Raw genomic sequence first — 23,024 nt, 5'->3', positions numbered from 1 at the left:
GAGGCGCGTGACGCGGGCTTCGTGAGTCAGGAGTGTGGCGTGGGGGCGCTGACGGGCTGCCGTCGATTAGATTACCGTTCTGTTATGTGGAGGCTGATTCAACCGGCCGGCGCAGATAACAAAACGGTAATCTGAAGGTCAGTGCCCGGACAGGGGAAATGACAAGAATGGGAGGCGTGTTGCAACCCAGTCATTGCTTGCCCTACCCGGAGAGACATCATGAAATTGCTTAACGCTGTTGCCGTCACCGCGCTCAGCCTGGCATTCGGAGCGCATGCCTTTGCGCAAACCAGCACCCCAGGTCTGACGCGCGCCGATGTGATGGCGCAGTTGCAGCAGGCCCAGGCCGAAGGGCTGGTGCCGTCAAACGACGACGACTATCCGCTGACAGACGCCGAAGTCGCGCGAAACCGGGAGCTTTATGCGATCGAGCACCGCACGGATAACGCTGCTGCGGTTCGCACAGCGCAGGCGCCGGCAGCGAACGCGGAGTCAACCTCGAATTGAGGCGCGGCGGTCCGGCCATCCGGTTCATCGAGCAGACCGGCCGCCATCCGTCGATGGTCGCCGGGAGGCGTGAGCCGCCAATTCAGCATCGTATCGGCCAGGCTGCTCCCGGCGGGCGAACGCTTGCCGACGCTATGACCGGTCGCGGCTGCGTGCCCGCGTCGCGCCGGTAATGACGGCAACGCCGAGCAGAATAACCGCCACGATGGCGATCGTATGTTGCGCGACATGCATGGCCATCAATCCCCATGACACGCCGCCGATCAGAATGATCCAGCCAACCAGGTAAATAAGCAGGGTCATCTTTTCTCCTCGTTCGAATCGATGTAGTAGGTCTGTCGAGTAGCAGGATTCGCGCCTGACGCCGGCTCGTTGCGCCGGCGTCCGGAAGCGGAAGGAGAGAAGTGGGATGACGAAGCGCGGTTCGTGCGCCTCAACCGCAGGCCGGCGCGGCCTTCTTGCACGCATCCGCCAGTTGCGGCGGCGGGTCTTTTTTAAACACCGTCTTATAGGATTCGAGCACGTTCGACTGAACCACCGGCAATGATTGCACGCCGATCCACGCCGGCGGCGTCTGGCCGATCAGCGCCTTCATCATCGCCATGGCCTCCGCGACGCCCTGATCGTACGGACGCTGCGAACCGGTCGCCTTCAGCGGTCCGCCCTTGGCGATTTCGATTGCGGACTGCAGGCCCAGATCGACCGTCGTCATGGGAATCGTCACGCCCTGCGCGCGCATCGATGTGAGCGTGTCCAGCGCCGGTTGATCCCACACGGCGAAGAGACCCTTCACGTCCGGATTCCCAGTGAGAAAGTCGCCCGCGATCTGACCGACTTTAGACGGGTCCGTGAAGGCGACCTGCTTGATCTTGATATCCGGACGATTCTTCTTCAGCCAGTCGTTGACGGCCTTAGTGCGCTCCGTCGTGCTGAAGTAATCCACGCCGAAATTCACGAGCCCGACCGTCGCGCCTTGCGGCACGCACGAGGCGAGCACTTTCGCCGCGATCTGGCCGTTGCCTTCGCTGTCCGCCGAGATCATCGCCGAGTATTCCTGCGGATGCTTCAGGCCGGTCGGCACGTTGTCCATGAACACGAGCTTGATGCCGGCCGCGGACACTTTCTTGTAGGTGGCGGCCGTCGCCGTGCCGTCGACCGGAATGGAGATGATGCCGTTCGGGTGGCGCTGGATCGTGTTCTCGATATCGGCGATCTGCTTGTCGACCTGATACTCCGCCGATGCCGTGCCGATCACTTCCACGCCGTACTTCTTCAGCGTATCGGTGATGCCCGCCACCTGAAGTTGCGACCAGTCGAGATTCATGGTCTGCATCGAAATGCCGACCTTGAACTTGCCGGCCTTGATCTTGGCGATGTCGGCGTCGGTCAGTTTCACGGCATCCACCGAGGCGGCTTTTTCGCCGTTCGGTCCTTGCCCGACGATACCCTTTGGGCCGATCGAGCCTGCGGGAATGCCGGTCACGCATTGCGCGTAAGCACCCGAGGAAGCCAGACAGGCGACGGCGGCGACCGCCACGACACTGGCTAACGCTACTCTTGAACCACGACGTTGTTTCATGTTTCTCCTCCGTTGGTCTTCATGTCTGTGCTTCGCGTCTTCACGTCCGAACTGCCTTGTTTCCTGCCTACTTCCTCGTAAACGCAACCGCCGCGACGATGATCACGCCTTTGATCACCAGTTGCAGCGACGAACTCACGCCGAGCAGCACCAGCCCGTTATTGAGCGTGCCGATGATCAGACTGCCGAGCAGCGTCCCCAGCACGAAGCCGCGTCCGCCGAACAGACTGCAGCCGCCGAGCGTGACCGATGCGATCACATCCAGCTCCATGCCTTGCACGACGTCGGGCCGGGCCGCGTGCGAGCGCGCCGAAAGCACGAGCGCGGCGAGTCCGGCCAGCATGCCCGTGAGAATGAAGGCGAGGGTGGTGACGCGCCGCGTGTTGATGCCCGAATAGAGCGCGGCGGTCGGATTGCCGCCGGCCGCGTAGATCTGCCGGCCGAACACGCTGTAGTGCAAGAGCAGAATGCCGGCGATCACGGCGAGCAGCGTCCAGATGATCGGCACCGGCACGCCGAAAATATCGCCTTCGCCGAAGATCGAGATGAACGAGTCGTTATCGATGATCACGGGCTTGGTGGTCGTGACCATCAGCGCGAGTCCGCGGGCCGCGCTCAGTGTGCCGAGCGTAACGAGAAACGAAGGAATGTTCACGCGCGTGGTCACGATCCCATTGATCGCGCCGACAATCGCGCCGGTGCCGATGCCGGCAATTGCGCCGATCACCCAGTTGTTGCCCACATACGCCATGGCGAGCGCCGCGGACATGCCCGAGAGCGCCAGCGTCGACCCCACGGAAAGATCGATCTGCCGCGCGATGATCACGAAGGTCATGCCGATCGCGATGATCGAGACGAGCGCGGTTTGCCGGCCGATATTCAGGAAGTTGTCGATGGACAGGAACCACGGCGACGCGAAGCTGAACACCACCAGCAGAATCGCGAACGCGGCGTACAGCGCATAAGGCCGGTCGCCTTGCAGCAGGGCTTGCGCGATGCGCCGCATACGGCTTTTCTGCAGCGGCGATGCCTGCCGTTCGGCCGTTAGCGGCGAGACAGATTCATTCATGTTGCTAACGCCTCGAGGGAAGAACGGGAAAGTTGGATCAGGTGATGCAGCGCTTCGGCATTGGCGAGTTCCGCGCGCTCGACGGTGTTGACAATGCAGCCGTCCGCGACAATCGAAATGCGGTCGCACAGGCGCAGGAGTTCATCGAGGTCCGACGAGACGACGAGCACGCCGGTGCCGGCTTGCGCGGCGTCGTTCACCACGCCGTAGATTTCCTCGCGCGCGCCGACATCCACGCCGACCGTCGGTTCGTCGAGCATGAGCAGTTTGGGGCGCGGATGATTCCACTTCGCGAAGACCACTTTCTGCTGATTGCCACCGGATAAGAACTTGACCGCGGTCGATGAGTTGGGTGCTTTCACGGCCAGCTCTTTCATGGAGCGCTTCGCCTGCTGAACGGCGGCCTGACTACGCAGCCATCCCCAGCGGGAAAAATGCGGCAAGCGCGGCAGCGTCAGATTGCGTTCGATCGAATGATCGAGCACGAGCCCTTCCAAATGACGATCCTCCGGCACCAGCGCCACGCCGAGCTGGATCGCCTCGGCGGGTGTGATGCGTGAGCGCGTCCGACCGTCCAGTTCGATGCTGCCGGCGTCGACGGATCGCAGGCCAAAGACGGTTTGCAGAATCTCGGTGCGTCCGCTGCCGATCAATCCCGCGAGTCCGTGGACTTCGCCGCGCCGAACCACGAGGTCGATGTGATGCAGGCGGTCGTTGCTGACGTTCGATAACTTGAGTACGGGCGCGGCGTCGGTGTTGGACGCTTGTTCAGCTACCGGCAACGCGCTTGCAGTAGTGGTCACCACTGCGGCTCCATCGCCCACCGCCGTTTTCTGCCGCGCCTGCAACGCGGCATGAGCGGGACCAACGATCGCCGCCACCAGTTGCTTCATATCCGTTTGCGCCGTCTGGAATGTGCCGGCGTTCGCACCATCGCGGAACACGGTCACGCGCTGCGAAATCCTGAACACCTCGTTCAAGCGATGCGTCACATAGATCACGCCGACGCCGCGCGCCGTGACCGCGCGAATCGCGTCGAACAGAATCTGCTCTTCGCCGCCGGTCAATGCGGAAGTGGGTTCATCGAGGATCAGCACGCGCACTTCGCCCATCAGCGCCTTGCAAATCTCGGTCATCTGGCGGTAAGCGAAGGGCAGCGAGCCGACCGGTGCTTTCGGATCGAGTGGAATGCCGTGCGAGCGCAGGAACTCGCCGACCGTGGCCATGAGCTGACGGTTCTTCACGAAGCCCAGACGCGTGCGCGGCTCGCGTCCCAACATGAGATTGGCGCCGACCGAGAGCGATTCGACGAGACTCAAATCCTGGTAGACCACGGCGACACCCGCGTCGCGCGATTGAGCGGGGGAGTCGAACGCGACCTTCTGGCCGGCGATTTCGATGACGCCGTCGTCGTAAGCATGCACGCCGCTCAGGATCTTGATCAGCGTGGATTTGCCCGCGCCGTTTTCGCCGAGCAATGCGTGGACTTCGCCGGGCAACACTTCGAGGTTGACGCCGCGCAGCGCGTGCACGCCGCCAAATCGCTTGGTGACGCCCGCAACACGGATCAATGGAACCTGAGGCGATGACGCGGCCGCGACCGCAACCGGCTCACTCATCTGGCATGTCTCCTTCGTCCACGCGACGAAATTCTTTTCTTTGTATAACGCTATCCGGCCGAAAACCGTGTTGTGATCTTCGCATCATGAATATGGTGCGTCAATAACATTCACGGGCATTCACCGGGTTCAATCGCTTGATGATGTAACGATTGCTCGCAAAGCTTGTTATGATTCTATCAATCGTTGTAGCATAAGTGCGAACAAATTGTCGGCGGTTGTTGTGCGTCGCATCATATTTTCGGATGTCTTATGCCAGAAGCCCCATTGCAGTCTTCATCGGTCGTCGCGCTGCGCGGCACACCGATCGTTCATCCCGAGCGCAATCCCGGCATGCCGTTCGACGCCTCCTGGCTCGACGGCCTGCGCGTCAACCAGTCGGCGGTCGAGCGACGCACGGCCACGCTCGGCACGCGCCGCAGCGTCAAGAAAGATGCGCAGGCGGCCTGGCTGCTCAAAGCCGTCACCTGCATCGACCTCACCACGCTCAACGGCGACGACACCGAAGGCCGCGTGCGGCGGCTGTGCGCGAAGGCGCGGCAGCCGGTACGCGCCGATCTGCTCGAAGCGCTCGGGCTCGCGCCGCAAGGCATCACGACGGGCGCGGTATGCGTGTATCACCGCTTCGTCGCGGCGGCGGTCGATGCGCTGCACGGCAGCGGCATTCCGGTTGCCGCGGTTTCTACGGGTTTTCCTGCGGGCCTGATTCCGCATCCGCTGAAGCTGAAAGAGATCGAAGCCTCGGTCGCGGACGGCGCGCAGGAAATCGATATCGTCGTCACACGTGAATATGTGCTGACCGGCAACTGGCAGGCGCTCTACGACGAAGTGCGCGACTTCCGCGCGGCCTGCGGCCCGGCGCATCTGAAAACCATTCTTGCCACCGGCGACATTCGCACGCTCTCGAACGTGGCGCGCGCGTCGATGGTCTGCATGATGGCCGGCGCCGACTTCATCAAGACATCCACCGGCAAGGAAGGCGTGAACGCGACGCTCGACGTGTCGCTCGTGATGGTGCGCATGATCCGCGAATACCAGGAACGCACCGGCGTGCTGATCGGCTTCAAGCCGGCGGGCGGCGTGTCGACTGCGAAGTCCGTGCTGTCGTATCAGATCCTGATGAAAGAAGAACTCGGCCGTGCGTGGCTCGAACCGGAGCTGTTCCGGATCGGCGCGTCGAGCCTGCTGGCCGATATCGAACGCCAGCTCGAACATTACGTGAGCGGCCGTTACTCCGCTTTCAACCGTCACCCCGTAGCCTGAACAGAAGACCGATCCCATGAGCGTAGCCGAGTATTTTTCATCGATGGAGTACGGTCCCGCACCCGAGGACGATCAACCCGCGCGCGCCTGGCTGGCGCAGCATGAAGATGGCTTCGGGCATTTCATCGGCGGTGCGTGGCATGCGCCGGCGGCGGGTGAGCGTTTCGCTTCGAACGCGCCCGCGACGGGCGAGCAACTCGCACAGGTCGCTCAAGGCGATGCGGCCGATATCGACGCCGCCGTGGCTGCCGCGCGCGCCGCGCAACCGGGCTGGCTCGCGTTGGGCGGCGCCGGACGGGCGCGGCATCTGTATGCGCTTGCCCGCATGGTGCAGCGTCATAGCCGGCTGTTCGCGGTGCTCGAAGCGCTCGACAACGGCAAGCCGATTCGCGAAACACGCGATATCGACGTGCCGCTCGTCGCGCGTCACTTTCTGCATCACGCAGGGTGGGCGCAGTTGCAGGAGAGCGAGTTCGCGGATTACGCGCCGCTTGGCGTGGTCGGTCAGATCGTGCCGTGGAATTTCCCGCTGTTGATGCTCGCGTGGAAGATCGCGCCGGCGATTGCCACGGGTAACTGCGTCGTGTTGAAGCCCGCTGAATACACGCCGCTCACCGCGTTGCTGTTCGCCGAACTTGCGCATCGCGCGGGCTTGCCGGCCGGCGTGCTCAACGTCGTGACCGGCGACGGGCGCACCGGCGCGGCTTTGGTCGAACATCCGCAAGTCGACAAGATCGCCTTTACCGGCTCGACCGAAGTAGGCCGGCTGATCCGTTCGGCCACGGCTGGTTCTGGCAAGTCGCTGACGCTGGAACTCGGCGGCAAATCACCCTTCATCGTGTTCGACGACGCGGACCTGGATGGCGCAGTCGAAGGCGTGGTCGACGCAATCTGGTTCAACCAGGGGCAAGTCTGCTGCGCGGGCTCGCGGCTGCTCGTGCAGGAAGGCATCGAAGCGCGGTTCATCGCCAAGCTGAAACGGCGCATGGAGACGCTGCGCGTGGGCACGTCGCTCGACAAGAGCATCGACCTCGGCGCGATTGTCGATCCGGTGCAGCTCGAACGTATTCAATCACTGGTGGAAACCGGCCGGCGTGAAGGTTGCTCGGTGTGGCAGTCGCCTGATACGACGATCCCGTCCGGCGGCTGCTTTTTCCCGCCGACGCTCGTCACCGGCGTAGCACCGGCTTCCACGCTGGCGCAGGAAGAAATCTTCGGCCCGGTGCTGGTGACGATGAGCTTCCGCACGCCCGACGAAGCGATCGCGCTCGCCAACAACTCGCGTTATGGACTCGCCGCGAGCGTGTGGAGCGAAACCATCGGCCGCGCGCTCGATGTTGCGCCGCGCCTCGCGAGCGGCGTCGTCTGGATCAACGCGACGAATCTGTTCGACGCGGCGGTCGGCTTCGGCGGTTACCGCGAATCGGGCTATGGCCGCGAAGGCGGGCGTGAGGGCATCTACGAATATCTGAAACCCCGGGCGTGGCTCAAGCTTGCGGAGCGTCGGGCGGCGCAAGACGTCGTGCGCGACGCGGCCGCGCTCGATCCGTTGTCGAACGTCACCTCGATCGATCGCACCGCGAAACTGTTTATTGGCGGCAAGCAGGCGCGTCCTGACAGCGGCTATTCACTGCCGGTTCTTGCGCCGGACGGCACACCCGTCGGCGAAGTCGCCGCGGGCAATCGCAAGGACATCCGCAACGCGGTCGAAGCGGCACGCGCGGCGCAGAAATGGTCGCAGGCGAGCACGCATAACCGCGCGCAAGTGCTGTTCTATCTGGCGGAAAACCTTGCCGTGCGCGCGGATGAGTTCGTGCGCCAGCTCGTCGTGCGAAACGGTGCGACCGAAGCCGCGGCGCGTGCCGAAGTGGATGCCTCCGTGCAGCGTCTTTTCACGTACGCAGCATGGGCCGACAAGTTCGACGGCGCCGTCCATACGCCGCCGTTGCGGGGTGTCGCGCTGGCCATGCATGAGCCGCTCGGTGTGATCGGCATCGCCTGTCCGGATGAAGCGCCGCTGCTCGGTTTCGTTTCGCTGGCGGCGCCCGCGCTGGCGATGGGCAATCGCGTGGTGGTGCTGCCGAGCGAAGCGTCGCCGCTCACGGTCACCGACTTCTATCAGGTGGCCGAGACGTCCGATGTGCCCGGCGGCGTGCTGAACATCGTCACCGGTGAACGCGGCGCGTTGCTGCCCGCGCTCGTCAAACACGACGACGTCGACGCGGTCTGGTGCTTCGGCAGCGCGGCGGATTCGACGCTGGTCGAGCGCGAATCGGTCGGCAACCTGAAGCGAACGTTTGTCGATTACGGCCGCCAGTTCGACTGGTTCGACCGTGCCAGCGAAGGCCGGCCGTTCCTACGTCAGGCGGTGCAGGTGAAGAACATCTGGATACCGTACGGAGATTGACCGGCCTATCCGGCAGCCGTACCGAACGTCTTAAAGTAAAGACACGCACGCCAACCAGAAAATGGAGGAGACAACGTGCTGAAGAATCTGGATTTGCCGTTGCAGACAGCGGTGTTGTACGCATGTGAAGCATCGACTCAACGTCCCTTGAATCAGGCTGCCCCGCCAAAAGGGGAACACGCATGAACACGCCTGCGCAATTAAACGGAAAGGGACGCGTCGTCATTCTCGGCATCTATGTGACCGATCTGACGTTTCGCGCGGGACGCATGCCGCAGATCGGCGAGACCATCGCGGGCACGGCGTTCGCCATGGGGCCGGGCGGCAAGGGCTCGAATCAGGCGGTCGCGGCCGCGCGAGTCGGCGCGGACGTGGTGTTCTGCACCCGCATCGGCAACGACGCATTCGGCTCCATTGCACGCGCCACGTGGGCCGCTGAAGGCATCACGGCGCGCGCGTCGGTAATCGACGGCGTGTCGACGGGCGCTGCGCACATCTTCGTCGACGACAACACCGGCATGAACGCGATCATCGTTGCATCCGGCGCGGCCGGCACGATGGAAGCCGCCGACGTCGACGCGATCGAAGCGGACATCGCCGCCGCCCGCGTGTTCGTCACGCAACTCGAACAGCCGCTCGCAGCTGCGCGCCGCGGGCTGGAAGTGGCGCGCAAGCACGGCGTGATCACCGTGTTCAATCCGGCGCCCGCCATGCCGCTCGACGACGCCATCTTCCCCTTGTGCGACTACATCACCCCGAATGAAACCGAAGCGACTGCTTTGACCGGCGTGCCGATCGCTAACGCCGACGACGCCCGCCGCGCCGCCGACGTATTGCTCGCCAAAGGCGTCGGCACGGCGATCATCACGCTGGGCGAGGGCGGCGCGCTGCTGCACTCGGCGAATCAATCGCTACTCGTGCCCGCGTATCACTGCGGCCGCGTGGTGGAAACCGCCGGCGCCGGCGACGGCTTCACGGGCGGCTTCGCGGCAGCGCTCGCACGGGGCGACGATGCGATCACCGCGTTGCGTTTCGGTTGCGCGCTCGCCGGTATTTCCGTGACGCGTCCGGGCACGGCGCCTTCCATGCCGACGCTCGACGAAGTGAACCAAGTGCTGAACCAGCCGAGCCAGCCAAACCAGGCGGCCGGCGTATCCCAGCCATCCTGAACTGACCGTTTGCGAAGCCCGAAGGAGCGTGTCGTCACCATGAAGTCTGCGTTCACCGCTGGAAAACTGTTCGGCGACCGGCAACTGAATTTTCTGCTGATCGTCAACGTGCTCGTCGTGCTGGTCGCGACGTGGCTCTCGCGCGGCCAATTCGTCGACATCGACAATCTGCAGTCGATGGGCGGCCAGTTGCCCGAACTCGGCCTGCTCGCGCTCGGCATCATGCTCTCGATGGTGTCGGGCAACGGCGGCATCGATCTCTCGGGCGTCGGGCTTGCCAATTTGTCGGGCATGGTAGCCGCGCTGATCGTGCCGCGCTTCGTCAATGGAGACGACTCGCCCGCGCTTTATACGTCGCTCTTTTGCGTGATCGTAGTGACGATGGGTTTGCTCGGCGGACTGCTGAACGGCGTGGTGATTGCGCGCCTCAGACTCACGCCGATTCTCTGCACGCTCGGCACGCAGTTGCTGTTCACCGGCTTTGCGGTGGTGCTCAGCAACGGCGCGTCGGTGCATGTCGATTACGTGGACCCGTTGTCGAATATCGGCAACGGCACGGTGTTTCAGGTGCCGATCGCGTTCTGCATCTTTATCGCGGCGGTGATCGTGCTCGGCTGGCTGCTCAAACGCAGTCCGTTCGGCTTGCGTCTCTATCTGATGGGCACGAATCCGAAGGCGGCTTTTTATGCCGGCATTCCGCGCGCCCGCATGCTCATCACCACCTATGCGATGTGCGGCGTGCTCGCGTCGCTGGCCGGGCTGATCAGCGTGACGCATACGTCCAGCGCGAAGTGGGACTATGGCAATTCCTATCTGCTGATCGCGATCCTGATCGCTGTGATGGGCGGCGTGAATCCCGCCGGCGGTCATGGCCGCATCATCTGCGTGTTCTTCGCCGCGACGGTGCTGCAGTTTCTCTCCAGCCTGTTCAATCTGATGGGCGTGTCGCAGTTTTTCGGCGACTGCGCGTGGGGCTTTCTGTTGCTGCTGTCGCTGGCGTTTGCGGGCGGCGAACGGGTGCGCGCGATCTTCGGCTTCGGCGGCGGGGCAGGCGCTTCGAATGCGGCGAGTCCAGCTAGTTCAACGCCAAAAAGTTAGAGGCGTTGCATAGAGTTTCAGTACGCGGCGGACAGCGAGCCCAGGCTGTCCGTGACGGTGAAGTGGGCGACATCGAACGATAAAGGAGACATTGCATGAAATTGACTCGACTGGGTGCCGCGCTAGCGGCAGGTGCGCTGACGGTAGGCGTGATCGCTGCCGCGCAGGCTGCCACGAACGAAACGATCGTCACGGTCGTCAAGGTGACTGGCATCAACTGGTTCAACCGCATGGACGACGGCGTCAAGCAGTTCGCCAAGGACAACCCCAACATCAACGCGTATCAGACCGGCCCCGGCCGTGCGGACGCGGCGCAGCAACTGAAGATCATCGAAGACCTGATCGCCAAGAAGGTCACGGCCATCGCCGTGGTCCCCTACGATCCGCCGACGCTCGAACCCGCGCTGAAGAAGGCGATGGATCGCGGCATCAAGGTGGTCACGCATGAAGCCGACAACGCGAAGAACACGATGGTCGACATCGAGGCGTTCGACAACACCGCTTACGGCGCCGGTCTGAACGAGCGGCTCGCTTCGTGCATGCACGACGACGGCAAGTGGGCCGTGCTGGTCGGCTCGCTCGGCAGCCGCTCGCAGGTGCAATGGGCGGACGGCGGTATCGGCAACGCCAAGGCCAAGTATCCGAAGATGAACCTCGTCGAGCCGAAGCTCGAAACCAACAACGACGGCGAGCGCGCCTATGAAGTCGCGAAGGAAGTGCTGCGCAAGCATCCGGACCTGAAGGGCTTCCAGGGCTCGTCGTCGCTCGACGTGATCGGCATTGGCCGCGCGGTGGAAGAGGCCGGCATGCAGGGCAAGATCTGCGTCTACGGCACGGGTCTGCCGACAGAAGCCGGCAAGTTCCTCGAAAGCGGCGCGATCAACGGCATCGCGTTCTGGGATCCGAAGCTCGCGGGCATCGCGATGAACAAGGTCGCGCAGATGCTGGTGGACGGCAAGACGGTCGAAAACGGCGCGGACCTCGGCATTCCGGGCTACACGAAGGTGACGGTCGCCAAAGGTCCGGGCAAGGGCATCATCGTGCGCGGGCAGGGCTGGGTGAACGTCGACAAGTCGAACTATAAGCAGTATCCGTTCTGAACTTTGCCGCTTCCGGTTTTTGTTTCATGTGTCATGGCGTCCTCGAAAGGGGACGCCTCAACCTGTGACTCGCTAAAATGAATCAAGACGCAACCTCACCGCAGTCACCACGGCAGTCAGCGCAGCCTGAAGCGTCGCAGCCGTTTTTGCAGGTTGTCGGCGTGCACAAGCGCTTCACCGGCGTGCATGCGCTGCGCGGCGTGAGCCTGTCGTTCGAGCGCGGTCAGATCTATCACCTGCTCGGCGAAAACGGTTGCGGCAAGAGCACGCTCATCAAGATCATTTCCGGCGCGCAGCCGCCCGACGAAGGCGAGCTCGTGATCGAAGGCGTGCGGCATGCGCGGCTCTCCGCGCTCGAATCGCTCGCCGCTGGCATCGAGACTGTCTACCAGGATCTCTCGCTGCTGCCCAATATGAACGTGGCCGAAAATGTCGCGCTCACGTCGGAACTTGCCACGCATCAAGGCAAGCTGGCCCGTACCTTCGACCGGCGCGAACTGGCGCGCACGGCCGCACGCGCGCTCGAAGCGGTCGGCCTGCCCGGCAACGCGGAGTTTCAGGCCACGCTGATCGAACAATTGCCGCTCGCCACGCGGCAACTCGTGGCAATTGCTCGCGCGATCGCGAGCGAGGCGAAGTTCGTCATCATGGACGAACCCACCACGTCGCTCACGCAGAAGGAAGTCGACAATCTGATTGCGGTGTTAGCGAATCTGCGCGCGCAGGGCGTTACCGTGCTGTTCGTCAGCCACAAGCTCGACGAATGCTATGCGATCGGCGGCGAAGTGATCGTGCTGCGCGATGGGCAGAAAATGGCGCAAGGACCGATCGCGCAATTCACCAAGGCGCAGATCAGCGAGCTGATGACAGGGCGGCATCTTTCGAATGAGCGCTATCGCGAAGGCGCACACGAGCCGAACATCGTGCTTGAGGTGCGCGGTTATACGCGCGCCGGCCAGTTTAGCGACGTGTCGTTCGGGCTGCACGGCGGCGAGATACTCGGCATTACCGGTTTGCTCGACTCGGGACGCAACGAACTCGCGCGCGCGCTCGCGGGCGTGGCGCCCGCGCAATCCGGGCAAGTGAGGCTCGACGGCAAGTCGATTTCACTGCGCACGCCCTCGGACGCGAAGAATCACCGCATCGGCTATGTGCCGGAAGACCGCCTGAACGAAGGGCTTTTTCTCGACAAGCCGATTCGCGACAACGTGATCACCGCGATGATCTCCAGCTTGCGCGACCGCTTCGGCCAGATCGACCGCGTCCGCGCGCAGGCGCTTGCGGAGCAGACGGTGAAGGATCTGCAGATCGCCACGCCGGGTGTCGACAAGCCGGTGCAATCGCTGTCGGGCGGCAACCAGCAGCGCGTGCTGATCGGCCGCTGGCTAGCCATCGACCCGCGCGTGCTGATTTTGCATGGACCGACGGTCGGCGTCGACGTCGGCTCGAAGGACATCATTTACCGCATCATGCAGCGCCTCTCGCAACGCGGCATCGGCATCATTCTGATCAGCGACGACTTGCCCGAATTGCTACAGAACTGCGACCGTATCCTGATGATGAAGAAAGGGCGTGTGGCCAGCGAATACCAGGCCGACACGTTGAGCGAAGCCGATCTGTATCACGCGCTGCTTTCGGAAGCCGCATAAAGGACGTTCCCATTTATGAACTCGCGCATCGATTCGCGCCTGAACCAGACCATGACCACCCCGACCGTCGTCGAAGTCGCCCCCGAGGTCAAGCCGCCGAGCTTGCGGACCAAGCTCGCGCGCAATCCCGAATGGTTCACCTTGGCATTGATCGCGGTGACGTGCCTGATTGTCGGTGCGATCAATCCGCGTTTCTTTCAACTGGCGACGCTGTTCGACCTGTTGCATTCCGCGACCACCATGTCGCTGTTCGCGCTAGGCACGCTCGTCGTGCTGGCCTCCGGCGGGATCGACGTGTCCTTCACGGCCATTGCCGCGCTGACGATGTATGGCATCACCAAGGCCGTGTTCGCGTGGTGGCCGGATGCGCCGTTCGCGCTGATCCTGATCACGGGCGCGCTCGGCGGCGTCGTGCTTGGGATTGTGAACGGACTGCTGGTGCATCGGCTGAAGGCGCCTTCGCTGATCGTCACGATCGGCACGCAGTATCTGTATCGCGGACTGCTGCTGACGTTTATCGGCACGACGTTCTTCATGAACATTCCGCACAGCATGGATCGTTTCGGCCGCATTCCGCTGTTTTTCTATCACACCGCTGACGGCTTGCGCGCCGTGCTGCCGGTTTCTGTGGTGGCCTTGGTGGCGGCCGCGGTGGTGACGTGGTGGCTGCTGAATCGCACGATGATGGGACGCGGCGTCTATGCAATGGGCGGCAGTCTCGCGATTGCCGAGCGGCTCGGCTACAACCTGCGCGCGATCCATCTGTTCGTGTTCGGCTATACCGGCATGCTGGCCGGCATCGCGGGCATTCTGCACGTGTCGAACAACCGGCTCGCCAATCCGTTCGACCTGGTGGGCACGGAACTCGATGTGATCGCCGCTGTGATTCTGGGTGGTGCGCGCATTACGGGCGGCACGGGGACGGTGGCCGGCACGTTGCTCGGCGTGGTGCTGGTCACGCTGATCAATAGCGTGCTGATTCTGGTGGGCGTGCCGAGTACGTGGCAGAAGGTGATTATCGGCGCGTTCATTCTGATCGCCGGGACGCTGTTCGCCTTGCAGCGCAAGAACTGAAGATTGAAGCTGCGGCCTCCGCGTTGCTCGCTGGGGCCGCACAATGCAGAGGTGAACAAGCGCGCCTAACGGCGCTTGCGATGCTCCTGGCCTTTCTCGGTGATGATGGAGTCGAAGTCGTCCACTTGCGAGAAACGCACGGCTTTCACCATGCCGAACTTGCTCTGGTCCACCACCAGATGCCGCTCGACCGCGCTCGCCATGGCCGCCTGTTTGAGCGCGACCTCATGAAAATTCCAGCACGTCACGCCGCGCGCCGCGTCCACGCCGCCGGCTGAAATGAACGCCTTGTTGATGCCCATGCGGCGCAACATCTCCAGACTTTCCTCGCCCGCGAACGAATCTGATGAAGGCACATAAACGCCGCCCAGCAGAATCATTCGCACATTGGGTTTGCGCCGCAAAATCTCCGCGACGTTCAGCGAATAGCACACCACCGTGACATGCCGCTCGACCGGAATCAGCCTGGCCAGTGTGGTGAGCGTCGTGCCGCAGTCGATGAACAGCGTCTCGTTGTTGCCGATGAGTCCCGCCGCGATCGCCGACGCCTCGGCCTTGGCCTGCGCGAAGTGGTCTTTCTCTTCTTCGAGCGAGTAGCCGGCGTTATTGGGGACGTCGGTCGCGCTGACGATATAGCCGCCGAGATAAGTGAATCGCTCGGGACTGCCTGCGATGTCGCGCCGCACAGTCATTTCCGAAACGCCCAGCAGGCCGGCGGCGTCGCGCAGGCGCATGACGTTTTGCCGGCCCAGTGCATCGGCTAGGGCGCGGAGGCGGTCGGGTTTCAGCATGGAGCTCCTGTCGCGCAGTGTGTGGAGGGGCGTTATGTTTTGTTCGATTTGGTGAAAGAATTATAACAAGAGGCGGTGCGCACGGCGAGCGGGATATCGGTTGTTTGGGAGGATTGGGGGCATGCGTTTTCGTTATTTCGGCGCTGCCATACTCGGGATGTTGCCGAAGTCAATCGACGTCAATCGACGGATACAGCTCTCTTGTCTGACGCAAGCCGCACAACTACTGAATCTCATTGCGCCAATTTGTTAAATGAAGCGAGGCATTTATTGGTAAGCCGCCTGGATCACCACAGAGCACGATTGCATTCAGAATTGATGCATCAATTTTTAATCCGCATCGCATTACGGCATTCATTCATTTACATTCTGTAAGCATCGTTATAATCCGAACGCTTACGTCACGGTTTTTTGTGGCCGGAGAAAAACTGACAACGTCACATGCAAAACGGATCACGATAATGGCTGGCGGACAAAACATCAAAACCCTGTGTGAGAACCACTGGACACAGTGGAAAGCCGATTGCAGCGGCTTCCTGAAGGCCGTTGCGGCGGACCTCGATATAACGCTGACTGGTGATGCGAATCGCATTATCGACAAGATCGGCCGTGCACCGTGGACTCAACTCGGCTCGGATGCCGATAAGGCCGTCGCTTATGCCGGGCTCGGTTATCTGGTGGTTGCCGGATTGAAGGCGACACATCACGGCCATGTCGTGATTATCATGCTGGGCCAATCGAAACCTTATCCGCTCGCGTATTGGGGCCGATATGGCGGCGTCGGGCGGAAAAACACCGCCATTAACTTTTCCTGGACGCATGCGGATCTCGCGAACGTCCAGTATTACGCTATCAAACCATGAAGCAGAGTCTTATCACGCGAGCGGTCATGGCCGTTGCCGGCCTGTTGATTGCGGCGCCGGTTGCTAACGCGCAGCCGTGTCATTACAGCGAAGTGAATCCCGGCACGGGCAAGGTGAGCGTTGGCGACCTGTCCATCGATCTGGGTCAAAGCGACGGCACCGATAGTCCGACGGCCTGGCTCGGTCCGGTCACGTTGAGCCGTGCGGGTGGCGCATCGTGTTCGGTAGACCCGAACGTCAGCATCGTCGAGCGGCCGCTTTATACGAACGGCAAGCAGCTTCTCGTCTCCACGTATTCCGGCAGCGAGCAGGTGGTCTATGCGATCGATGTGTCGACCTGCAAGATCCAGTGGAAAAGCGATTCGTTTTCCGGCAAGGTCAAACTGAGAGGCAACCGTTTGCAACTGGATAAGCGCAAGGTGAGGCTGGGCTCGAACTGCACGCCTTGAGGTAGCTTGCGAGAGTGCGCTGCATCATCAACTCGTTCGAGACGCGTTTGAAGATCAGGCAGGCGCGACGCGCGACTCCTGCGTGTCCGTCGCGCGATATCGGCCCGGCGTCGTTCCCGTTGCTCCCAGGGAATTACCCGAGACGCGAAAGCCATGGTTTTCGTCTACCTTGTCCGATACGAATCGGGTTGCGCTGAATGCTAGGTGCACAAGGAGCTTCGATGACTGCTCTGGACCAGATTGACACCATCGTGATCGTCATGATGGAAAACCGTTCCTTCGATCACGCACTCGGCTATCTGAGCCTGAACGGCAGCCAGGTCAACGGCCTTTCCGCAGATCCGGCGTGGCAGGCGAACTTCATCAACGTATACAACGGCAAGCAATATCCCATCCATGCATTGGGTCCGGCCGGGCCTGCCATCTCGGATCCGCCTCACGACCGCACCCCAATCGCCACGCAGATCAACACGCCGTGCGCGCCGGGAGGATGCCCCGAACTCGGCGGATTCGTGCAGAGCTATGCAACCCGTAAACCGGCGGCGTCGAATCTGGCCGACGTGATGGGTTATTACGACGCTCGCACCGTGCCCACCTTCGACTTTCTCGCGAAACACTTCACTGTGTGCGACAACTGGTTTGCTCCATTGCCCTCGGGAACTCAGGCAAATCGCCTGATGGCGATGGCGGGGACCAGCCTCATCAGCGACAACGTGCAAGGGCTGAGCTTTCTGCCCGATCAGCCACTTGCGTACGATTGGCTTCGCGAGCGCGGCATACCCTGGTGCGTCTATCAGTCGGGGAGCTTCTTTCCGTTCTTCAGCCTGATGAAGGAATGGCTGCCGGAAATCCTGCTGTCCTTGACACTGCCGCTCAACGATGCAGGAGGAAACTTCCGGCGGTATTCGAGGTTTGTTCGTGACTGGCAAGGCAACAGCATTCTGCCGAAAGTGATTTTCATCGAACCGGAATATACCGACGGTCCTCATAACACCGCTAACGACGATCATTGTCCAACGGGGATGGCCGCAGGGCAGGCGTTCATTGCGGATATCTACCGGACCTTGATTTCGAATCCGACCAGGTGGCAAGAGACGCTGCTGATCGTGACGTACGACGAGCACGGCGGGTTCTTCGATCATGTGGCGCCTTTGGACATTGCGGCCGACATCGCGGGGTATTCTTTCAAGACCAGCGGTCTGCGCGTGCCGGCTTTTCTGGTGTCGCCGTATGTCACGCCGGGGGGCGTCTTCTCGGGAAAACTCGATCACACAGCGGTGCTGCAGATGCTTGGCGAGAAGTTCGACTCGCAGAAACAGTATTCCGTAGCTGTCAGCACTCGCAACGCGCAGCTCGATTCGCTGGCGAGCGCTTTGAATAGTCAGCCTGTGGGTCAACCTCCGCCTGCGTTGGCGGGTGCGCCGCTACAGACCGCGGCGGCTGCATTCAACAGCGCGGTGCAAGCGGGCGTGTCGGATACGACGCAGGCTTTTCATAATGTCGCGCTGCAGGTGGCAAGGGATCATCCGCAATTGCTGAGCTCGCCGCAGTGGACGGGACTGGCGGAGTATCTTTCTGTGTATGGGAAGCATTGAGGGTGGCGGTGTGGTTGTGTCGGCGCTTCTGTTATTTGACATAATATAAATTATCACCCCTGTTGGTATGTTTTAGGGTGTTGCATGCTGGACTGCTTTCTGACCCTAGATACCGCAACAGCTGTATGTATTTATGGTAGGTTTTGGCGTTGCGTTCTGTTGCGGGGTTTTAATGTTCGTTCAGATCAGCGCCGAGGCCGTGCCGCGTTCGCTACGAGGCGTCCTGCTGGCCGACAGCAATCACGTTCCTCGATACTGGGTCTCAGTCTGGCTGGTCGTCGCTGCGTCACAATGGGCGACGTCTACCCAGACGATGCGGCTAAGGTACATCGAGAACCTCTATGAACACGCTGATCGGTCGTTCCGGGCGAATGCGCTCGATGACGCGCTGTCCAGTCTCGACGACGCCCAGCTCGCAGACATTCTCGAATCGTGGTTTGTCAGCCTGCGCAACCAGTCTGCGGCGACCAGCAGCAACGAGGATCGGTGGCAGACCGGACTGACCTTCGTAACATCGGTGGTCACTTGGCTTTCGAAGTCCGCCGACGCGAAAATGCGGCAGATCGAAGCGCGGATCCATCGGCTGTCGACGCTTTACAGCCAGTTGCACATACGGCAAGGCGGCCGAAGCGAGACAGTCCGATCGCTGCCTGCCTGCGTGGTCGAAAGGCTCTATCAGATACTGGATCCAGAGTCGGACGCCAATCCGTTCCGGCGTCCCCAGACGCGCTGGCGGGTCTTCATTGCATTCGTGCTGATGCTCCATCAGGGGCTGCGCCGGGGCGAACTGTTGCTGCTGACGGCGGATGCCATCAAGAGCAGCCACGACCGCAAGGTCAATCGGACGCGGTACTGGCTGAACGTCCGGCAAAATGGGTATGAAGAAGCAGACGGCGATAGCCGCTACTCGAGACCGAGCATCAAGACGCTCCATTCGATCAGGCAGATACCGGTAAGCGATGCGACGGCGCGGCTCGTGCAGATCTATTGCGAAAATTACCGGGGCCGACCTTCCCATTCGTTCATGCTTAATGCCCAGACTGGCGGTCCTCTGTCCACAGAGTCATTAACCAAGATCTTTACGTTGATATCGAAGGCATTGCCAGCCGAGGTCCTGCAGGAACTGCACGATCGCACCGGGAAAAAGTCGGTGACCTGCCACGACCTCCGGCACACCTGCGCTGTGCTGCGACTTCACCAGTTACTGGAGCGAGGCGACGCGATGGACGAAGCACTACAGAAGATGCGCACGTTCTTCGGCTGGTCAAAAGAATCAGACATGCCCTCGCGCTATGCCAGGGCCGTCTTTGAAAACCGGCTCGCGAGTGTATGGAACGACGAATTCGATGATCGTGCGGCTGTATTGCGCGCGCTTCCACAGGGCCGTTGAACATGCAGGAAGCTCCATCGTCCGAGACTCACCTAGGAGTCGAGTCATCGGCGCTTGAAAGCATGGTGGCGTCGTTGCCAGAACTGCCGCCGATCGTGCGCTACTACTGAGCGTGAGCACGTAAATCGATGGGGCAATGAGCAACATAAATGATGTTCGAGGGACGAAGTAAAACGGGAGCGATGAAGCTCCCGTTGTCGTTTCAGAATGGCTCGTCAATGCTCTGGTGTGGCGGCTGTGTCGGACCGCGGTACCAGGGCTCGCGATAGCGGCGGATCTGGGTGGCGTAGGCGCGGCTGAACCACAGATAGAGGTCTTCGATGAAGAACTGCATCATGTAGGCTGCCTCGTCGGAGAGCTCGGGCAATGGCAAGCTCCGGGAGGCGTTGGGTTTGTGAGGTGATGCTTTACGGGACATGTCATCGGGCTCCGTTGGGTTGACGCGCTGGCGTGCGGCGCGAGGACTGTGTTGATGGTGCAAAGACCTCGAAGTACAGCTTCTCGTCGAGTTCGGACAGTTCCCGCTGCGCGGCGGTGGTGAGCAGTTCGTTGGCGAGCGTGGTGAGCACGCGGTAGTTGCCCAGCGCGTGTTCGCACAGCGTGTGGCGCAGCGGCGGTGTCATCAGCTGCGGGGCGCCGGCGCTGGCGAGCAGATGTTCGAGGCAGGCCAGCAGGTCGTCGGCCGAAGCCTTCTCGGTCCCCAGGCGGGAACGGATACGGCTGCCCAGTGGCAGCAGTTCGTCGCGCCGCAGCTTGTCGGTCAGGCGCGTGTCGCCGGCGAGCACCACGCACAGCAGGGGCTGCGAATCGAAGCGGGCGCTGGCCATGAGCCGCAGTTCGTTGAGCACGCCGGGACTCATTTCCTGCGCTTCGTCGATCAGCAGGATTGGGCGCCGGCGCGTGCTTTGCAGGTGCGACATCCACCGGTCGCGCAGCGACCTGAAGCCGCCCCAGCGGTTGTGCGGCCGGAGTTCCAGACCGAAGATGTCGCCCATCTCGCGATAGAAGTCGGCAAGGTTGCTCTGCGGATGATTGATCGAGACGACTGTCAGATCGGTCAGTCGCTCGAGCTTCTCGGCCAGCACGCGCATGACCACGCTCTTGCCGGTCCCCGGCTCGCCGTGGATCATCGCGAAGCCGCCTTCGCGCACGAGCGCGTTCTCGATGCGCCAGCAGAAGTTCTCGACGCGCGGCGGCACGTACAGCGCTTCGAGGGGAAGCTCCGGCGAGAACGGGTTCCACTTCAGGCCGTAGAGGGCTTGCAGACGCTGGCTCATGCCTCCTCCTGCCAGTTGGCGGGAATCCAGGCTGGCGGCAACCCGGTTGCGGCGTGGTCGGCCAGCATCTGGCGTAGCAGCGGCGCGATGCCGGGCGCACTGGCCGGTGGCGGCTCGACATTGACGGCATCGAGTCGCCTGCGCTGGCCATCAGCATTGGCGGCCTTGTCCAGCGGCCGCAGCGGGCACAGCACGGCGCCGCTGCCGGCGTCGACGAGATCGACGCCGCTCAGGTCCCAGCGCGCATAGCGCAGGTGCACGCGCTGCAGGTGCCGGTAGGCCGAGGGAATCTCGAAGCGCGTGCCGGCCAGACTCACGGTGCCATCCGAGCGCCGCTGGGCGCGCGTCACGTCGATACGGAATGCGGCGCGCAGCGCGTCACTCGACGGGCATTCGCGGCCCACATCGGGGCCGGCCAGATAGCGTTTGAGCGGCGTGCCACCGATCTCAGAATGATGCGCGTGGTGGTACTCGCGCTCGATCCACGCGTGGGTGGCCTGATTGAGCAGTTCGAGCGTGAGATTGGGCTCGCCTTCGAGCATGGCCATCACGCGCCCTTCGATGCGGGCCCAGAACGTTTCCTGCTTCGCGTTCTGGTACGGCGAATATGGCAAGGTCGTCTGGTGCAGCACGCCGAGCGCGAGCAAGCCGGCGGTCGTCTCCTCGGCAAGCATTGCTGCGCCGTTGTCGGTCATCAGTGCGCGAGGCCGGCCACGACGCTGGAGCGCCTGGGTGAGCCCATGGATCAGACTACGTGCGGTCTCATCGAGAAACCATTGCGCGTGACAGACGACGCGCGAACGGTCATCGAGCACGCACAGCAGCATCGGCGTGATCCACTGGCCATCATGCGTGAGCAGCTTGCGCGAGCCGTGATGGAAATCGAGATGCCAGAGCGCGTTGACGTGCTCGACCTCGAAGCTGCGGACCTCGAGCTTCTCGAGGCGATCGCGTGCGAGCATCGCGCCGGCGCTGGTATGACGCGGCTTGCGTTCACGGGACAGGCCCTGCGCACGCAGATAACGACGCACCGTCGTGTACGACGGCAGGTTCGCCGGGCCGAGCGTGACCTTGAGATTGTCGACGTGCAACTGGCAGGTCCAGCCGGGATGTTCCCGGTACTGCGCGCGAATCGCCTGTACCGCCTGAGGCGACAGGCTTGCGCCGGCGCCGCTGGGGCGCTTGCGGTCGCGCAGGCTCGCCACCGGATCGTGGGCCGCCTTGCGGGCCCGGTAGAACCACCGCTCAACGGTGGAGCGGCCGAACTGGACATCGTCGCCAGTGACGGGATGACGCCAGCGTTTGGCGGCCAGCGCGGTGATGAGTTCGCGCACCTGCCCGGGTTCAGGCGGTGCTGCCAGCAAGGGGCCCACAACCGCAAAGCGCAGGCGCGCCCAACGATCCCGCAGGGGTAAATCGTGAAGTTCAGTCATGCTCTCTCCAGGGATGCGGCGCACCGCGCCGCGATTCGGGGGAGAGGCGAGACTACCGGCGCAGTCCGAGGGGGGCGAGCGACAAGTTCTGCGGGCGGTTACCGTCCCTCACGCAGGGTGCTCACGGCGCTGCCGCTGGTGAGCGGTGAGAGCCAGCGCAGCAGGCATGGCAATGGCTCGGCAGGCTGCGTGGTAGCGAAGCGCTCGAGCAGGCTTGCCGGCACCTGTGCGGTCTCGACGGGCGGCACGAACGCCGCCCGTCCGAGCGCCCAGAACGGTGTGCCGACAAACCCGGTCATCCACCAGTGCCGCCATCGCGCGATCGTCGAGGGTGGCACGCCCAGCGCATCGAGCTGGCGCATTGCCGCGGCCGTACCGGCGCTCGCACGCGTGGCGCTGACGACAATCATGATTGCGGCGGTGTAGACGCGCCGGCCGAGAAAGCGCACCGAGAATGGCGTGGTACGACGGCGACAGTCGGCGCAGCAGAAGCTGTAGCGGAACTCGCAGTGGCAGCGGGCTTCGTATGAAATTCCGCGCGGCTTGCGCGGGTAGCGGGCGCTATGGAGTACGCCACCGCAGCGACAACGCTGCGCGCGGGTCTGTTCGGCGAAGTCCTGATCGATACGTAACAGCAGGTGATAGAAGTTGGGATCGCGGGCACTCACGTGGCACACTCTGGAAGTCTCGGT

Annotated in this window: 21 protein-coding genes; 12 read left to right on the top strand and 9 right to left on the bottom strand. The window is 62.5% G+C overall.

Annotation, left to right across the window (positions count from 1 at the left end; translation table 11 throughout):
* Window positions 1-219: 219 nt before the first annotated feature.
* A complete protein-coding gene (locus BPHYT_RS25835; RefSeq protein ID WP_012427068.1) occupies window positions 220-507 on the top strand; it encodes a DUF4148 domain-containing protein in 288 nt (95 codons plus the stop codon).
* A 132-nt stretch (window positions 508-639) separates the two neighbouring features.
* Here BPHYT_RS25835 and BPHYT_RS38790 read toward each other — a convergent pair whose 3' ends face one another.
* The 4 genes from BPHYT_RS38790 to BPHYT_RS25820 form a co-directional block, all read right to left on the bottom strand.
* Window positions 640-810, bottom strand: coding sequence for a hypothetical protein (locus tag BPHYT_RS38790; RefSeq protein ID WP_012427067.1), 171 nt, complete (start codon window positions 808-810; stop codon window positions 640-642).
* A 130-nt stretch (window positions 811-940) separates the two neighbouring features.
* Window positions 941-2,086 (bottom strand): substrate-binding domain-containing protein, encoded by a 1,146-nt coding sequence (locus BPHYT_RS25830; RefSeq protein ID WP_012427066.1) that lies wholly within the window; start codon window positions 2,084-2,086, stop codon window positions 941-943.
* Window positions 2,087-2,153: 67 nt separating this feature from the next.
* Window positions 2,154-3,155, bottom strand: a complete 1,002-nt coding sequence (locus BPHYT_RS25825) for an ABC transporter permease (RefSeq protein ID WP_012427065.1) — start codon at window positions 3,153-3,155, stop codon at window positions 2,154-2,156.
* On the bottom strand, window positions 3,152-4,774 hold the full coding sequence (locus BPHYT_RS25820; RefSeq protein ID WP_012427064.1) for a sugar ABC transporter ATP-binding protein: 1,623 nt from the start codon (window positions 4,772-4,774) through the stop codon (window positions 3,152-3,154). Before BPHYT_RS25820 ends, BPHYT_RS25825 begins: the two co-directional genes overlap by 4 nt.
* Before the next feature lie 252 nt (window positions 4,775-5,026).
* Between BPHYT_RS25820 and deoC the strand changes: the two genes are divergently transcribed.
* The 7 genes from deoC (at window position 5,027) to BPHYT_RS25785 (ending at window position 14,534) form a co-directional block, all read left to right on the top strand.
* On the top strand, window positions 5,027-6,037 hold the full coding sequence (gene deoC / locus BPHYT_RS25815; RefSeq protein WP_012427063.1) for a deoxyribose-phosphate aldolase: 1,011 nt from the start codon (window positions 5,027-5,029) through the stop codon (window positions 6,035-6,037).
* A 16-nt stretch (window positions 6,038-6,053) separates the two neighbouring features.
* Window positions 6,054-8,444, top strand: coding sequence for an aldehyde dehydrogenase family protein (locus tag BPHYT_RS25810; RefSeq protein WP_041759141.1), 2,391 nt, complete (start codon window positions 6,054-6,056; stop codon window positions 8,442-8,444).
* A 182-nt stretch (window positions 8,445-8,626) separates the two neighbouring features.
* Window positions 8,627-9,613: a ribokinase gene (gene rbsK / locus BPHYT_RS25805; RefSeq protein WP_012427061.1), complete on the top strand. Its 987-nt coding sequence runs from the start codon at window positions 8,627-8,629 to the stop codon at window positions 9,611-9,613.
* Window positions 9,614-9,652: 39 nt separating this feature from the next.
* A complete protein-coding gene (locus tag BPHYT_RS25800) occupies window positions 9,653-10,711 on the top strand; it encodes an ABC transporter permease (protein WP_012427060.1) in 1,059 nt (352 codons plus the stop codon).
* Between the two features lie 95 nt (window positions 10,712-10,806).
* Window positions 10,807-11,811, top strand: a complete 1,005-nt coding sequence (locus BPHYT_RS25795; protein ID WP_012427059.1) for an autoinducer 2 ABC transporter substrate-binding protein — start codon at window positions 10,807-10,809, stop codon at window positions 11,809-11,811.
* 77 nt (window positions 11,812-11,888) lie between these two features.
* A complete protein-coding gene (locus tag BPHYT_RS25790) occupies window positions 11,889-13,460 on the top strand; it encodes a sugar ABC transporter ATP-binding protein (protein ID WP_012427058.1) in 1,572 nt (523 codons plus the stop codon).
* 15 nt (window positions 13,461-13,475) lie between these two features.
* Entirely contained in the window at window positions 13,476-14,534 is a 1,059-nt protein-coding gene (locus BPHYT_RS25785) for an ABC transporter permease (protein WP_012427057.1), read from the top strand.
* 65 nt (window positions 14,535-14,599) lie between these two features.
* On the opposite strand, the gene BPHYT_RS25780 is transcribed toward BPHYT_RS25785, so the two are convergent.
* Window positions 14,600-15,325, bottom strand: coding sequence for a DeoR/GlpR family DNA-binding transcription regulator (locus BPHYT_RS25780; RefSeq protein WP_012427056.1), 726 nt, complete (start codon window positions 15,323-15,325; stop codon window positions 14,600-14,602).
* Between the two features lie 461 nt (window positions 15,326-15,786).
* Between BPHYT_RS25780 and BPHYT_RS25775 the strand changes: the two genes are divergently transcribed.
* The 4 genes from BPHYT_RS25775 (at window position 15,787) to BPHYT_RS25760 (ending at window position 19,622) form a co-directional block, all read left to right on the top strand.
* The gene (locus tag BPHYT_RS25775; protein ID WP_012427054.1) at window positions 15,787-16,188 is read left to right on the top strand and encodes a hypothetical protein; all 402 of its coding nucleotides are present in this window, start codon (window positions 15,787-15,789) and stop codon (window positions 16,186-16,188) included.
* Entirely contained in the window at window positions 16,185-16,637 is a 453-nt protein-coding gene (locus BPHYT_RS25770) for a hypothetical protein (RefSeq protein ID WP_012427053.1), read from the top strand. Before BPHYT_RS25775 ends, BPHYT_RS25770 begins: the two co-directional genes overlap by 4 nt.
* 221 nt (window positions 16,638-16,858) lie before the next feature.
* Window positions 16,859-18,232 (top strand): alkaline phosphatase family protein, encoded by a 1,374-nt coding sequence (locus BPHYT_RS25765; protein WP_012427052.1) that lies wholly within the window; start codon window positions 16,859-16,861, stop codon window positions 18,230-18,232.
* 172 nt (window positions 18,233-18,404) lie between these two features.
* Entirely contained in the window at window positions 18,405-19,622 is a 1,218-nt protein-coding gene (locus tag BPHYT_RS25760; RefSeq protein WP_012427051.1) for a tyrosine-type recombinase/integrase, read from the top strand.
* Between the two features lie 202 nt (window positions 19,623-19,824).
* Here BPHYT_RS25760 and BPHYT_RS25755 read toward each other — a convergent pair whose 3' ends face one another.
* From BPHYT_RS25755 to BPHYT_RS25740, 4 genes are all read right to left on the bottom strand, one after another.
* Window positions 19,825-20,040: a hypothetical protein gene (locus tag BPHYT_RS25755; RefSeq protein WP_012250658.1), complete on the bottom strand. Its 216-nt coding sequence runs from the start codon at window positions 20,038-20,040 to the stop codon at window positions 19,825-19,827.
* 1 nt (window position 20,041) lies between these two features.
* Entirely contained in the window at window positions 20,042-20,899 is an 858-nt protein-coding gene (locus tag BPHYT_RS25750; RefSeq protein WP_012427050.1) for an ExeA family protein, read from the bottom strand.
* Window positions 20,896-22,332, bottom strand: a complete 1,437-nt coding sequence (locus tag BPHYT_RS25745; protein ID WP_012250652.1) for a helix-turn-helix domain-containing protein — start codon at window positions 22,330-22,332, stop codon at window positions 20,896-20,898. Before BPHYT_RS25745 ends, BPHYT_RS25750 begins: the two co-directional genes overlap by 4 nt.
* Before the next feature lie 98 nt (window positions 22,333-22,430).
* Window positions 22,431-23,000 carry a hypothetical protein gene (locus BPHYT_RS25740; protein WP_007176046.1) on the bottom strand — a complete coding sequence of 190 codons (570 nt, stop codon included), beginning with the start codon at window positions 22,998-23,000 and terminating at the stop codon, window positions 22,431-22,433.
* Window positions 23,001-23,024 lie beyond the last annotated feature (24 nt).

The sequence above is a fragment of the Paraburkholderia phytofirmans PsJN genome, from assembly GCF_000020125.1.
GTDB lineage: Bacteria > Pseudomonadota > Gammaproteobacteria > Burkholderiales > Burkholderiaceae > Paraburkholderia > Paraburkholderia phytofirmans.
This window is presented reverse-complemented; position numbering and strand designations above follow the sequence as displayed.

Coding starts and splice junctions, on each gene's coding strand:
- BPHYT_RS25835 (WP_012427068.1), top strand. CDS start 220: ATGAAATTGCTTAACGCTGTTGCCGTCACCGCGCTCAGCCTGGCATTC.
- BPHYT_RS38790 (WP_012427067.1), bottom strand. CDS start 810: ATGACCCTGCTTATTTACCTGGTTGGCTGGATCATTCTGATCGGCGGC.
- BPHYT_RS25830 (WP_012427066.1), bottom strand. CDS start 2,086: ATGAAACAACGTCGTGGTTCAAGAGTAGCGTTAGCCAGTGTCGTGGCG.
- BPHYT_RS25825 (WP_012427065.1), bottom strand. CDS start 3,155: ATGAATGAATCTGTCTCGCCGCTAACGGCCGAACGGCAGGCATCGCCG.
- BPHYT_RS25820 (WP_012427064.1), bottom strand. CDS start 4,774: ATGAGTGAGCCGGTTGCGGTCGCGGCCGCGTCATCGCCTCAGGTTCCA.
- deoC (WP_012427063.1), top strand. CDS start 5,027: ATGCCAGAAGCCCCATTGCAGTCTTCATCGGTCGTCGCGCTGCGCGGC.
- BPHYT_RS25810 (WP_041759141.1), top strand. CDS start 6,054: ATGAGCGTAGCCGAGTATTTTTCATCGATGGAGTACGGTCCCGCACCC.
- rbsK (WP_012427061.1), top strand. CDS start 8,627: ATGAACACGCCTGCGCAATTAAACGGAAAGGGACGCGTCGTCATTCTC.
- BPHYT_RS25800 (WP_012427060.1), top strand. CDS start 9,653: ATGAAGTCTGCGTTCACCGCTGGAAAACTGTTCGGCGACCGGCAACTG.
- BPHYT_RS25795 (WP_012427059.1), top strand. CDS start 10,807: ATGAAATTGACTCGACTGGGTGCCGCGCTAGCGGCAGGTGCGCTGACG.
- BPHYT_RS25790 (WP_012427058.1), top strand. CDS start 11,889: ATGAATCAAGACGCAACCTCACCGCAGTCACCACGGCAGTCAGCGCAG.
- BPHYT_RS25785 (WP_012427057.1), top strand. CDS start 13,476: ATGAACTCGCGCATCGATTCGCGCCTGAACCAGACCATGACCACCCCG.
- BPHYT_RS25780 (WP_012427056.1), bottom strand. CDS start 15,325: ATGCTGAAACCCGACCGCCTCCGCGCCCTAGCCGATGCACTGGGCCGG.
- BPHYT_RS25775 (WP_012427054.1), top strand. CDS start 15,787: ATGGCTGGCGGACAAAACATCAAAACCCTGTGTGAGAACCACTGGACA.
- BPHYT_RS25770 (WP_012427053.1), top strand. CDS start 16,185: ATGAAGCAGAGTCTTATCACGCGAGCGGTCATGGCCGTTGCCGGCCTG.
- BPHYT_RS25765 (WP_012427052.1), top strand. CDS start 16,859: ATGACTGCTCTGGACCAGATTGACACCATCGTGATCGTCATGATGGAA.
- BPHYT_RS25760 (WP_012427051.1), top strand. CDS start 18,405: ATGTTCGTTCAGATCAGCGCCGAGGCCGTGCCGCGTTCGCTACGAGGC.
- BPHYT_RS25755 (WP_012250658.1), bottom strand. CDS start 20,040: ATGTCCCGTAAAGCATCACCTCACAAACCCAACGCCTCCCGGAGCTTG.
- BPHYT_RS25750 (WP_012427050.1), bottom strand. CDS start 20,899: ATGAGCCAGCGTCTGCAAGCCCTCTACGGCCTGAAGTGGAACCCGTTC.
- BPHYT_RS25745 (WP_012250652.1), bottom strand. CDS start 22,332: ATGACTGAACTTCACGATTTACCCCTGCGGGATCGTTGGGCGCGCCTG.